General features: G+C 29.3%; 15 protein-coding genes. 12 read left to right on the forward strand and 3 right to left on the reverse strand.

From position 1 onward, the window contains the following. Positions 1–158: 158 nt before the first annotated feature. The 10 genes from acpS (at position 159) to KGF42_RS17200 (ending at position 7,556) form a co-directional block, all read left to right on the forward strand. Entirely contained in the window at positions 159–539 is a 381-nt protein-coding gene (gene acpS, locus KGF42_RS17155; protein WP_227826759.1) for a holo-ACP synthase, read from the forward strand. A gap of 14 nt (positions 540–553) precedes the next feature. Continuing rightward, positions 554–1,015 carry a CBS domain-containing protein gene (locus KGF42_RS17160; RefSeq protein ID WP_227822222.1) on the forward strand — a complete coding sequence of 154 codons (462 nt, stop codon included), beginning with the start codon at positions 554–556 and terminating at the stop codon, positions 1,013–1,015. A 20-nt stretch (positions 1,016–1,035) separates the two neighbouring features. Beyond that, positions 1,036–1,626: a germination lipoprotein GerS gene (gerS, locus tag KGF42_RS17165; RefSeq protein ID WP_227822223.1), complete on the forward strand. Its 591-nt coding sequence runs from the start codon at positions 1,036–1,038 to the stop codon at positions 1,624–1,626. A gap of 14 nt (positions 1,627–1,640) precedes the next feature. Next, a complete protein-coding gene (gene alr, locus KGF42_RS17170) occupies positions 1,641–2,798 on the forward strand; it encodes an alanine racemase (protein WP_227826760.1) in 1,158 nt (385 codons plus the stop codon). Between the two features lie 32 nt (positions 2,799–2,830). Then, complete coding sequence (locus tag KGF42_RS17175; protein ID WP_054271906.1) at positions 2,831–3,118, forward strand: ribbon-helix-helix protein, CopG family; 288 nt, start codon at positions 2,831–2,833, stop codon at positions 3,116–3,118. Further along, positions 3,087–3,470 (forward strand): type II toxin-antitoxin system PemK/MazF family toxin, encoded by a 384-nt coding sequence (locus KGF42_RS17180; protein ID WP_003421356.1) that lies wholly within the window; start codon positions 3,087–3,089, stop codon positions 3,468–3,470. Before KGF42_RS17175 ends, KGF42_RS17180 begins: the two co-directional genes overlap by 32 nt. 171 nt (positions 3,471–3,641) lie before the next feature. Next, positions 3,642–4,469 carry a transketolase gene (locus KGF42_RS17185; protein WP_227822225.1) on the forward strand — a complete coding sequence of 276 codons (828 nt, stop codon included), beginning with the start codon at positions 3,642–3,644 and terminating at the stop codon, positions 4,467–4,469. Continuing rightward, positions 4,462–5,403, forward strand: a complete 942-nt coding sequence (locus tag KGF42_RS17190; RefSeq protein ID WP_227822226.1) for a transketolase family protein — start codon at positions 4,462–4,464, stop codon at positions 5,401–5,403. The genes KGF42_RS17185 and KGF42_RS17190 overlap by 8 nt, the downstream gene beginning before the upstream one ends. A gap of 424 nt (positions 5,404–5,827) precedes the next feature. After that, positions 5,828–6,922 (forward strand): hypothetical protein, encoded by a 1,095-nt coding sequence (locus KGF42_RS17195; protein WP_227822227.1) that lies wholly within the window; start codon positions 5,828–5,830, stop codon positions 6,920–6,922. A 217-nt stretch (positions 6,923–7,139) separates the two neighbouring features. Beyond that, the gene (locus tag KGF42_RS17200; protein ID WP_054275314.1) at positions 7,140–7,556 is read left to right on the forward strand and encodes a hypothetical protein; all 417 of its coding nucleotides are present in this window, start codon (positions 7,140–7,142) and stop codon (positions 7,554–7,556) included. Between the two features lie 169 nt (positions 7,557–7,725). Here KGF42_RS17200 and KGF42_RS17205 read toward each other — a convergent pair whose 3' ends face one another. Then, on the reverse strand, positions 7,726–8,295 hold the full coding sequence (locus KGF42_RS17205) for a 5-formyltetrahydrofolate cyclo-ligase (protein ID WP_227822415.1): 570 nt from the start codon (positions 8,293–8,295) through the stop codon (positions 7,726–7,728). Between the two features lie 153 nt (positions 8,296–8,448). Here KGF42_RS17205 and KGF42_RS17210 point away from each other — a divergent pair, with 153 nt between their 5' ends. Then, positions 8,449–9,606: a S41 family peptidase gene (locus KGF42_RS17210; RefSeq protein ID WP_054275312.1), complete on the forward strand. Its 1,158-nt coding sequence runs from the start codon at positions 8,449–8,451 to the stop codon at positions 9,604–9,606. A gap of 179 nt (positions 9,607–9,785) precedes the next feature. Here the strand turns inward: KGF42_RS17210 and nagA are convergent, their stop codons facing one another. Continuing rightward, positions 9,786–10,940, reverse strand: coding sequence for an N-acetylglucosamine-6-phosphate deacetylase (nagA, locus tag KGF42_RS17215; RefSeq protein WP_227826761.1), 1,155 nt, complete (start codon positions 10,938–10,940; stop codon positions 9,786–9,788). 83 nt (positions 10,941–11,023) lie between these two features. Further along, the gene (locus KGF42_RS17220; protein ID WP_107596153.1) at positions 11,024–11,749 is read right to left on the reverse strand and encodes a GntR family transcriptional regulator; all 726 of its coding nucleotides are present in this window, start codon (positions 11,747–11,749) and stop codon (positions 11,024–11,026) included. Between the two features lie 270 nt (positions 11,750–12,019). Here KGF42_RS17220 and pfkB point away from each other — a divergent pair, with 270 nt between their 5' ends. Then, complete coding sequence (gene pfkB / locus KGF42_RS17225; protein ID WP_227826762.1) at positions 12,020–12,949, forward strand: 1-phosphofructokinase; 930 nt, start codon at positions 12,020–12,022, stop codon at positions 12,947–12,949. Positions 12,950–13,133: the final 184 nt, after the last annotated feature.

Genomic DNA, 13,133 nt, shown 5'->3' on the forward strand with positions numbered 1-13,133 from the left:
ATTCATTACAAATAACTTTAAAAGTTACAGTTTTATTATAATGATTATTAAATTAAGGTAAGTAACATAAACTAAATAATAATATGTATTATTGATAGTAAATTTATAAATTCATTATTAATTATTGAAAGAAGTATTATAAATTTTCTGGAGGAAAAATGAATATATTTGATATTGGTGTAGACATAATTGAAATTGACAGAATAAGAAAAGCTGTAGAAAAAAATAATAGGTTTTTGGAGAAAATATTTACAGATAGAGAAATAGAGTATTTTAATTCTAAGAATTTTAAAGCAGAAAGTATAGCAGGTAATTTCGCAGCTAAGGAAGCTATAAGTAAATCTATAGGTACAGGGATTAGAGTGTTTAACTTTAAAGATATAGAAGTTCTCAGAAATGAGATGGGAAAACCAATAGTAAAAACTTATAATAATCTAGCAAAAATGTGCATAGATTATAATGTTTTAGAAATAAAAGTTTCAATATCACATTCAAAAGATTATGCTGTAGCAAATGCGATAACCATAATTAAGGACTAAGGAGTGATTACATTATGATGGATAAAACAGCAAAAGAAATAATGACAACAGATGTAATAGTAGCAAAACAAAATGATAGTATAGCAGATGTAGCCAATATGCTAATTGCAGAAAAAATAGGAGGTCTGCCAGTTGTAGATTCAGAGAATAGAGTTGTTGGAATAATTTCTGAAACAGATATTCTTAAAAAAGAAAAATATATAGAAGCACCTCTCTATATAAATCTATTACAAGGATTGATTTTCTTAGATGATTTAAAAAAGGTAGAAAAAGATATAAAACAAGTAGCTGCTTATAAGGTTGGAGAACTTATGTCTAAAGATATAATAAAGGTTCATGAAGATGATAAGTTTGATGATGTAGCTAATATAATGATTAAAAAATCAATAAACAGAGTTCCTGTAGTAGATGATGACAATAAACTTAAAGGTATAATTTGTAGATATGATATAATAAAAGCTTTATACAATGAATAAACTGAAGTAGGAGGTGTGATGTGAGAAAAAAGTGGACCATAGTATGTATTATGTTCTTGGCACTGGTTATAATTGTAATAGGATGCCAAAAACGACAGTCCACAAAAGAAGAAGTATACAAAGATTTTCAAAAGCAGATTTCTGATATGAATTATTATAGTTGTAAAGCTGAAGTAGAAGTAGTTGGAAATAGAAGCCCACACAATTATGTTTTAATTCATACTTATAAAAAAACCGATAACTATAAATTAGAAGTAATTTCCCCAAAACATTTAAAAGGGAAAAGTATAGAGTATCAAGGCGATAAAATATTAGTTAAAAATCCAAATATTAGTGATATAGTGGAGTTACCTAATACAGGAAAAAATAATCAATATCTTTTTATAGGAGACTTTATAAAAAACTATCTTCAAAACGAAGAGATGAAAGTAAAGTTATCCAAAGGACATTTGGTTTTAGAGACTTTTATTCCTGGGGATAATGAATATTTTAATAAGCAAGTATTGTATGTAAATGCTGACACAAAAAGTCCTGAAAAAATGGAAGTATTGGATAAGGAGGGAGTGCCAAGATTTACAGTAAAATACAAAGATTTTGAATACAGAAACTAAGGGGGACTAAAGAAATGCAAAAAATAACAGTGCCTACATGGGTAGAGATAAATCTAGATAACTTAAGATTTAACTTAAACAATATTAAAAATTTATTAGAAGAAGATATTAAGGTTTGTGGAGTAATAAAAGCTGATGCATATGGACATGGTGCAGTAGAAGTTGCAAAATTACTAGAAAAAGAAAAGGTAGATTATTTAGCAGTGGCAAGAACTGCTGAAGGAATTGAACTTAGACAAAATGGCATAACACTTCCTATTTTGAACTTGGGATATACTCCAGACGAAGCTTTCGAAGATTCTATAAAAAATAAAATAACTATGACAGTTTATTCTTTAGAAACAGCACAAGAGATAAACGAAATTGCAAAATCTTTAGGGAAAAAAGCCTGTGTTCATGTTAAGATAGACTCAGGAATGACTAGAATAGGTTTCCAACCTAATGAGGAGTCAGTACAAGAAATAATAAAATTAAATAAATTAGAATATATAGATTTAGAAGGTATGTTTACTCATTTTGCTACAGCTGATGAAGTAAGTAAAGAGTACACTTATAAACAAGCTAATAATTATAAATTTATGTCTGATAAGTTGGATGAGGCTGGTGTAAAAATAGCTATAAAACATGTATCAAACAGTGCAGCCATTATGGATTGCCCTGATTTAAGATTAAATATGGTAAGAGCAGGAATAATATTATATGGTCATTATCCATCTGATGATGTATTTAAAGATAGATTAGAATTAAGACCAGCCATGAAATTAAAATCAAAAATCGGACATATAAAACAAGTTGAACCAGGTGTAGGAATAAGTTATGGACTAAAATACACAACTACTGGTAAAGAAACAATAGCTACAGTTCCAATTGGATACGCAGATGGATTTACTAGAATTCAAAAAAATCCTAAGGTTCTTATTAAAGGAGAAGTGTTTGATGTAGTTGGTAGAATTTGTATGGATCAAATAATGGTTAGAATTGACAAAGATATAGACATAAAAGTTGGAGATGAGGTTATACTATTTGGAGAAGGCGAAGTTACAGCTGAGCGTATAGCTAAAGACTTAGGAACTATAAACTATGAAGTGTTATGTATGATGTCAAGAAGAGTTGACCGTGTTTATATGGAAAATAATGAGCTTGTACAAATAAACAGTTATTTGCTAAAATAAAACCATGATATTATAATCTGGGAGGCGATTTTGTGTACGATAAGAGTAAAGAAAAAATAGAAGTTACTTTACCAGATTCTCTGATTTCTGAAGTTGATAGTATAGTTCAGATGGAGAACAGTAACAGAGAAGATTTTGCAAAAGCTGCTTTTCAGTTCTATATAACTCAGAAAAAGAGAATTCATATTAAAGAATCTATGAAAACGGGTTATAGAGAAATGGGTCAAATTAATCTGTCACTAGCTGAATTAGGTATGACAGTTGAAGAAGTATCTTCTGATGATAAAAATGAAGGGAAGATTGCCCAAGGTGAGTACTAATTGTGAAATAAAGCGTGGTGATTTATATTACGCTGATTTAAGTCCAGTTGTTGGTTCAGAGCAGGGAGGCGTTAGACCTGTTCTGATAATACAAAATGATGTAGGTAATAAATATAGTCCTACAGTTATAGTATCAGCTATAACATCTCAGATTAATAAAGCCAAATTACCTACTCATGTAGAGATAAGTTCCAATGAATATGGGCTTAATAAAGACTCAGTAATTCTTTTAGAGCAAATTAGAACCATTGATAAAAAGAGGCTGAGGGAAAAAATTGGTTGTCTAGATGAAAATATGATGATAAAAGTAGATGATGGACTTCAAATAAGTTTAGGATTATTTACTTTTTAAAGAGGGATTTGTCTTTTATTAGACAATCCCTTTTTTCTTTGAAAATATTTCTTAGGGTTTAATTTTAATGGGATATGTTAATAAAATTAAAAATAACGCAAAAAAATAGCATAAAAGTGATATAATAATATGGAATTGATATAAAATTACGAACTCAAGGGAGGTAATTGCATGAGAGACCATAAAGGATTAAATGAGATTGCGCGTATCATAAGAAGAGATATAGTCTCAATGATACATAGAGCCAAATCTGGACATCCAGGAGGGTCATTATCAGTAGTTGAAATACTTACTGCGTTATACTTTGATGAAATGAATGTGGATTCTTCAAATCCTAAAATGGAGGATAGAGATAGATTTGTATTATCAAAAGGACATGCTGCACCAGCATTATATGCTACATTGGCTGAAAAAGGATATTTTGATAAGGAAGAACTAAATGGGCTAAGGAAAATCGGTAGGATGTTACAAGGTCATCCAGATATGAAAGTAACACCAGGAGTAGAGATATCTACAGGTTCTTTAGGTCAGGGTTTTTCAGTTGCTTGTGGTATGGCTATGGCATCAAAGCTGGATAATGCTCCATGGAATGTATATACTTTACTTGGTGATGGTGAAGTTCAAGAGGGGATTGTTTGGGAAGCTGCTATGAGTGCTGCACATTATAAGCTTGATAATCTAATTGCTTTTTTAGACAATAATGGACTTCAAATAGATGGAGATACAGAAAGTGTAATGAGTTTAGGTTCAATAGTTGATAAATTTAAAGCTTTTGGGTGGAATGTAATTGAAATAGATGGGCATGATTTTGACCAAATATTTGCTGCTCTTGATATGGCTAAATCAACAGTTAAAAAACCTACAATGATAATTGCAAAGACCATAAAAGGCAAAGGAATATCTTTTATGGAAAATCAAGCAGGATGGCATGGGACAGCTCCAAGTGATGAGGAGTTAGAAAAGGCATTACTTGAATTAGGAGGTGCTGACAATGAGTAAAATGGCTACGAGAGAAGCATATGGTAAAGCATTAGTAAAACTAGGTCAAATAAATGACAATGTTGTAGTATTGGATGCAGATTTATCAAAATCTACAAAAACACATGATTTCTACAAAGCATTTCCAGATAGATTTTTTAATATGGGTATAGCTGAACAAAATTTAATAGGCGCTGCTTGTGGATTATCGACTGCTGGCAAAATACCTTTTGCAAGTACTTTTGCTATGTTTGCTACAGGAAGAGCCTTTGAGATTATAAGAAATTCAGTTTGTTATCCAAAGCTAAATGTAAAGATATGTGCTACTCATGCAGGTCTTACTGTTGGAGAGGATGGAGCATCTCACGAAAGTGTAGAAGATATTGCAATAATGAGAGCTATACCAAATATGACAGTTCTTGTTCCAGCTGATGGAGTTGAAACAGAGAAAATGATTTTTGAAATAGCTAAGTATAATGGACCTGTTTATGTTAGACTAGGAAGAAGTTCAGTTCCGGTTTTATTTGATGAAGACTATACATTTGAAATAGGAAAAGGTGCAGTCTTAAGAGATGGGAAGGATGTATCAATTATAGCTTGTGGAATTATGGTAAATGAAGCTCTATTGGCACAAGAAAAGTTGCAAGAAGAAGGTATAAGTGCTAGAGTTATAAACATGTCTACAATAAAACCTATAGACAAAGATTTAATATTGAAATCAGCAAAAGAAACGAATGCTATTGTAACTGTAGAAGAACATAGCATAATTGGAGGATTAGGTTCTGCTGTAAGTGAGGTAGTAGGGGAGTCTTATCCAGCTATCGTAAAAAAAGTTGGAATTAAAGATTCATTTGGCGAATCTGGTGCTCCAAATGAATTGTTAAAAAAATATGAATTAACTTGTGATGACATAGTAAAGGTTGTGAAAGAAGCTATTATTGCCAAAAGAATATAAGAGATGTAAATTATTCATGTTTGTTAATAATATAATATATTTAAAGGAGAGGTATAAAGTACTATATTAATTTATATCTCTCTTTTTTGTACATGATATCAATATATCAAAATTGTAATAAAATATTCAAATTTTTACAAAAATAGAGAAAATATTCAAATATATATTGACTATTCAGAAAAATATGACTAATATATAATTTATAGAGAAATTAATTTTATATATAATGACCACCTATATAAAAGAGAATCTAAGAAAATTATGAAAGGAGGTTTGTGGTATAAAAACATATTATAAGTTTTAAGTCATTATACTAAAAAACTATAAAACAGGTATCATGTATTTTATGTTAAAGGAAATTGTAAGTAGTTTATCGAATTGTTTAAGCAGATGAAAAAATTTCACATGGGGAGGTAACTGAGATATGTCAGAGAAAGTAAATGTTAAAACAGTCATCAGTTTCGCAGGTGCGTATGTAGCAACAGTAATCGGTTCTGGATTTGCAACAGGACAGGAAATAATGCAATTCTTCTCTTTTTATGGTTTTGCAGGTATTATTGGTGGGATAATTTCAATGGTATTATTCTCATGGATGGGTGCTTCAGTTATGTCAAAAGGTAAAGAACTTCAACTTAAAGAACCTATCAAAATCTATCGTGTTTATTGTGGTAAGTATTTAGGAATATTCTTTGAGTGGTTTGGACCTTTATTCTTATTTGGTGTTTTCGTAGTAATGATTTCAGGAGCAGGAGCAACTTTAACTGAATACTATGGATTAAACCCATTTGTAGGTAGAGTAGGTATGGCAATAGTAGCATTATTAACTGTTTCACTAGGTCTTGATAAATTATCAAAGATACTAGGTGGAATAGGACCTATAATAATAATCTTTACACTTTTAGTTGGTTGTATAAGTTTAGCTAACAATATAGGTAATATAGGAGAAGCTGCACAAGTTCTTAATACTGTGAAGATATCTAAACCAGTTCCAAATGCTTACCTATCTGGTGTAATATATACTACTTATAACACAATTGTTGTTATGGCATTCTTAACTGGATTAGGAGCAAGTGCTGCTAATAAAAAAGAAGCTATTTGTGGTGGTATATTAGGTGGGGTAGCACTTATGGCAGCAGCTATAATGATGCACTTAGCTATTCTTTCTGATATAGGAAGCTTATATTCAAAAGCAATACCTTCATTATTCTTAGCTGATAAGATTTCACCAACAGTTGGAGTTTTATTCTCAATAATTCTTATATTAGGTATATATACAACAGCTGTACCTTTATTATGGTCAGTAACTAATAGATTTGTAGAAGATAATCATCCTAAATTTAAGCTAATAACTTTAATAACAGCTATATTAGGTCTTATAGGTGGATTCCTACCATTTGATAAGTTGGTTGGTATTTTATATCCATATACTGGATATATGGGCGTCATAATACTGGTTTGTGTTCTTTATAGACAGATTACAAAAACATCTGGATATCAAGAAGGAGTTAATGGCAAATAAATATTTTAAGATTGTAAACCAAAGAGCTATATGAAAACAATTAATTGTTTTCATATAGCTCTTTTTATTTTACATTTCATTTATTATAAAATAAGGAAAACATGTTTTTTTATTGCATTACATATGTTTATAATTCTGGATAAGCCTAATCAATAATTTAGAGTCTAAGATAAGGTTATAAATCATATATTTAGAATATATGGGAGGAGTGATAAGATTGAATGTAAAGTTTAACATTAAAGGTATAATTTATGGGGTTATAGCTCTTGTATTCGTGATAGGGGGATTTATATTCATACCAAGTATGTTTGTAGAGAAATCTAAACCTATAGATTATACAGTGTTACAAAGAAATTCAATACCAGAAAAGATACTTGATGTGATGGATAAGTATACAAACGAAGAAAGAGCACTAGCAGCAAAAATTGATAACAAAATATACATTATAGTGACTAGAGGAAACAATAAATATGGTATCGAAATGGACAAAATAGAAAGTGTGAGCGAAGAAGGGAAGGATGTTTTGAGAGTCAAGATAAAGTATAAAGATAAGGAGGATTCTTTTCCATACATAGTTGTTGAAACGAATATGAGTGAGCTTCCAGATAGAATAGAATTAAATGCGACAAAATAAGAAGATATTTTATAATTAAATAACTGCGTATTATATAGTAAAGTCATGGTTTTTATTAATATAAGTAAATCATGTACGGTTCTTATTATTGTAAAAACCATGACTGAAAATGCTCATTGAGTTAAGATATTAAAAGTAAAATTTATTACTGTATAAAATATTTAATGTTCTAATTATTTGGTGTAATAATTCTAGTTTCAGTAACGATATAATTTAATTGTGCATCATGACTTTCTTTTGGAATAGAATCGAATATCTGGAAATCAAATGCTATTCCTATAGTTATAGCATCTTTTCTTAAGTTTTCTAAAAATCTATCATAAAATCCCCCACCATATCCTAGTCTATAGCAATGTATATCATACGCTACAGCTGGTACAATTACAACATCTAAAGCCTTAATGTCAATTTTAGGTGATTTTTCGTTAGGTTCTCTTATTCCATATGCTCCAATTCTCAATCCATCTTTTAAATCTGTTATTTGAGTAGGGATTAATGTATGATTTTCTTTTATTGTTATAGGGCTTGAGACTATTTTCTTTAGGGACAAAAGTTTTTTGATTAAATTATCTGTTTGAACTTCATTGTTAAAATCTAGATAAAGCATTATATTAGTTGCATTTCTTATATCTTCCATTTGAAGTAATTTTTCTGTTATTAAATTTGAATTACTAAGTACAAAGTTTGAACTTTTGTTTTTTCTGGATTCAATAACTTTTTTCCTAAATTCTTTTTTCATAAAATATTCCTCCCTTTAATATGTTATAATGTGTACAGCAATTATATTTAATATAAATTTTAGTATAGTTTATTGTAATAAAGCAATATATTTGGGTAAATGTAATAAAAATAACAGCTAGTCATATAATAATAATAGTTTATGTAAAAGGAGATGTATCTTGTGATTTCAAAAAAGAAAGCTATTTTTTTAGGGGTGATTTTAGTAATTATAACAGCTATGGCTACATCAGCATTTCAGCTAACATTGGGGAATAAAGTTGTAATATCGAAAGAAATCTATGAAGACTATAAAAAATATGATAAGTTGTTAGGACTAGAATCTATTATAAAACAAGATTTTTATAAAAAAGTATCAGATGCTGACTTGGTAGATGGAGCATCAAAAGGTTTGTTCTTAGGGACAAATGATAAATATTCTGGCTATTACACTAAAGATGAAATGGAGAATCTAATTAATGATAGTGAAGGTTCTTATGTTGGTGTAGGTATGTATATAGGAGCATCAAAAGATGGCGGATTAGTGGTAGTCCCTATGAAAGATTCTCCAGCAGAAAAAGCAGGAGTAAAAGCAGGAGATAAATTAGTAAAAGTCAATGGAAAATCTGTGTCATATAAGAATTCAGATGAAGCTGTGCGTATGATGAAGGGTAAAAAAGGGAAAACAGTTGAACTGACAATATTAAGAGAAGATAAACAACTAAACTTTAAAGTAAAAACAGAACAGATAGTTGAGAAGAGTATAGAAAGTAAAGTAATTGATAATGATTTAGGATATATAGAAATTACCCAATTTATATCAAGTACATATACTGACTTTGACAAAGCTTTAAAAGAATTAAAATCAAAAAATATTAAAGGATTAGTAATAGACCTTAGAAATAATCCTGGTGGAATGTTGGATATATGTAAAGAAGTTGCTGATGAGCTAATTGGTGAAGGAACTATAGTATATACAAAAGACAATAAAGGAAATACTGAGTACTTGAAATCTGATAAAGAAAAATTGGGACTTCCAATAGTAGTATTGACTAATGGAGAAAGTGCCTCTGCTGCTGAAATATTAACAGCTGCAATCGTTGATAATAAAGAAGGTATTTCTGTAGGTACTACAACTTTTGGTAAAGGGTTGGTACAATCAGTTGTAAGATTGAAGGATGGAACAGGATACAAACTAACTACTGCCCAATATTTTACACCTAATGGAGATTATATCAATGAAAAAGGTATAAAGCCTACAATTGAAGAAAAAGATGAAAATAAACAGCTAGATGTAGCAACTAAGTGGCTTAGAGAACAGATTGATAAATAGGATTTAACTCTTATAAACTGTTCCATAAAATAAAAATATTATAAAAGGTAGTGTCTCAAAATGAACTTTTTATTTAATGAGGCACTCTTTTTGTATAAAATTAATATATTTTCATCATTTCAACAATGGGAAAAGAAGCTTATCTCTATTGAGACAGTCCCTATAATTTTATATAGAACTTATTTATTAGCTTTGTACTTACATATACCATTTATATAAGTTTCGTGTATATTAAAGTCATTATCTATTACTATAAAGTCTGCATCTATACCTTGGCATATTGAGCCACAGACATTATCAATATTACAACTTAAAGCAGGTATATACGTAGCCATTTTTATTGCATCTTCTAAAGTTGATATATTCCAATCAACTATATTTTTCACAGCACTGTCCATAGTTAACACACTTCCAGCCAAACTTCCATTACTTAACCTTGCAACACCATTTTTTACATTTACATTAAACTTACCAAGAGTATAGTCGCCATCATCCATAGCACCAGCTCTCATACAATCTGTAATTAAAGCAATATTATTTCTAGACTTAACATCCATCATTATTTTAGCAGCTATCGGGCTTACATGATGTCCATCACAAATTAATTCTGCATAAGTATCTTTTAGTGACATAGCAGCACCAACCATTCCAGGTTCTCTATGATTTAAAGGGCTCATTCCATTATATGTATGTACAAACACTTTAGCACCTGAATTAACTACTTGTTCAACCTGTTCAAATTTAGCTGAACTATGACCAAGTGCTACTGATATATTATTTTTAGTAGCGTATTTTGTGAATTCTATTGAACCTTTACGTTCTGGAGCAATTGCTATTTTCCTTATTAAATTTTTTGACTTCTTTTGCCATGATTTCAAAATATTGATGTCAGGGTCTTTAAAATACTTTTTGTTTTGAGCACCTTTATATTTTTCTGTAAAAAATGGACCTTCTAGATAGATGCCTTGTATTTTTGCTCCTTCAACTTTATCATAGTTATTACTTATATTTTCTATAGAATCACTCAGTGTATCTATAGAATCCGTTAAAGTTGTGGGTAGGAAAGAAGTCACTCCATATTTTAATAAACCTTTTGAAATTGTGTTTATTGACTCAAATGTATTATCCATGACATCTGCACCTAAAAGTCCATGTATGTGAGTATCAACTAAACCAGGGGCAACATATTTGCCTGAAAAATCTATAACACTATCAGTAGTATCTGGTTTTTCTTGTTTAAATTCACCAAATTTACCATTAATTATACTAAGGTAACCTTTTTCTTTGACTCCATATTTCATAAAAAATTTATCTGCATAAATAAAATTTTTCAAAACTACCTCCTCATAATTTATACTATCATTTGTAGTCTTGACACTTATAACACATTTAGTTTTCTGAAAATCTATTTAATTTACTATCTTACATGCCTTACTTTATATACAAATTTATCGCTTCTAGCAACACTCAAAGTAAATTCAATAACTATATTGTCATCGTTATATGTGGTACGAAGCAATTTTAGACAAGGTGAATCTCCTGGCACTTCTAATAACTTTGCTTCCTTATCAGATATTATTCCAGCTGAAAATTCTTCATCAGCTACTTTAATAATCTCTCCATAATCTTCTCTAAATATCTCATATAAAGGTTTTTGTTCGACTTTTTCTTGTGTCAATCCTGTAAATTCTTTCATAGGGAGATATGTTCTTTCAAGCATCATAGGAAGATTATCAGCAAGTCTTAAACGCATTATTTTTATTATTTTTTCACCAGGAGTTATACCTAATTTTTCAGAAAAATATTTTGTACTTTCTACTATATCAAATGATAATACTTTTGTACTTGGTTTTTTTCCTTGTGTTTTCATATAATCTGTAAAGCTATAACTTTCCATTAAGTTTTGAGAATTTTGACTGAGAGCAGCAACAAAAGTTCCTTTTCCATGTCTTTTGTATATGTATCCCATATGTTCTAATTCAGCCATAGCTAGTCTAACTGTAGTTCTACTTACTCCATATTCATCACAAATTTTCCTCTCAGAAAGCATTCTATCATTTGGTTCCATTTCATTTTCAATCTTAGTTCTTAGTATCTCAACAAGCTGGTCATATATTGGTCTTTTATCATTTCTTTTTATCATAAAAATATAGTCCTTTCTAAGTGGTTATTACCACAATTTGATTATAAAATATAGAATAATTTATGTCAATGAATAAAGTTTAATCAAAATTTAATAAGTAAGACTATTAATTTATTTTGAAATTATGAGACATTGACAAAATGAGTAAAATAATTTATATTCAAATTGGTAATAACCACTTTAGGATATATTATAGATGAGGTTTTTTATGTTTTACATATTAATTTATTATTTAGAAAAGTAAAAACTTAGTAATGAGGAGAATCTAGTATGATTACAATAATAACATTTAACCCAGCTATAGACAGAATGTATAGAGTAAATAGTATAAACATAGGTGAGGTGCAAAGGGTAGTAAGTACAAATGCAACTGCTGGAGGTAAAGGATTAAACGTAGCTAAGGTATGTAAAATTTTAAAAGAAAATCCTTTAGCTATGGGATTTTTAGGAGGATTTAATGGAGAATTTATAAAAAATGAACTTAAAAAACTAGATATACAAAATAAGTTTACAAAAATAGAGCAGGAAACTAGAAGTTGCTTAAATATAATCGAAGACAATAAAGTAAGTACAGAGTTTTTAGAAAAGGGACCAATAGTAGAAAAAAGTGATTTAAAGAGATTTGAAAATGATATAGAGGAAGTATTAAAAAATACTAAAATACTAGTGGCATCTGGTAGTTATTGTGAGAATATGTCAATCGACTATTATGAAAAGATAGGTAATGTATGTAGAGAAAATGATATAAAATTTATATTAGATACATCAGGAGATGCTTTAAAAGTAGCTTTAAAGTCCCAACCATATTTAATAAAGCCAAATATAGATGAAATAAGACATTTATTAGGAATCACTATTGATTCAAGAGAGGAAGTTATTTTATCAGGAAAAAAACTTCTTAAAATGGGTGCAAAGAATGTTTGTATATCTCTAGGAAAGGATGGTATGGTTTATTTAAGTAAATATAGTGTATATGATGTGAAAGTGCCACATGTAAAGTGTGTAAATACTGTAGGTAGTGGAGATAGCACGATAGCTGGATTTAGTGTAGGTATTTCAAGAGGTTATAAAATAGAAAATTTACTTAAATTTGCAAATGCTTGTGGCATAAGTAATGCTCTAAATATGGAAACTGGATTTGTAGACTTAGAAGAAGTTGAGAAATATAAGGATTTAGTTGAAGTAACAAAGTTAAGTTAAATAGATTTGATATATAAAAAACATAGTATTTTATAAAAATAAGTTAGGGGTATTTTCGAGTCTGGAAATATTTATGTGTATTCTTTAAATAAAAATTTATTTTTTAAGTGATAATTAAACATTTATTTGTAAGGCTATGGCTTTAAAAATCATAGCCTTATTTTGATATTTTTTCCATTTTTGC

Origin of the sequence: Clostridioides sp. ZZV15-6383 (assembly GCF_020657735.1) — a bacterium.
GTDB classification, from domain to species: Bacteria; Bacillota; Clostridia; order Peptostreptococcales; family Peptostreptococcaceae; genus Clostridioides; species Clostridioides difficile_D.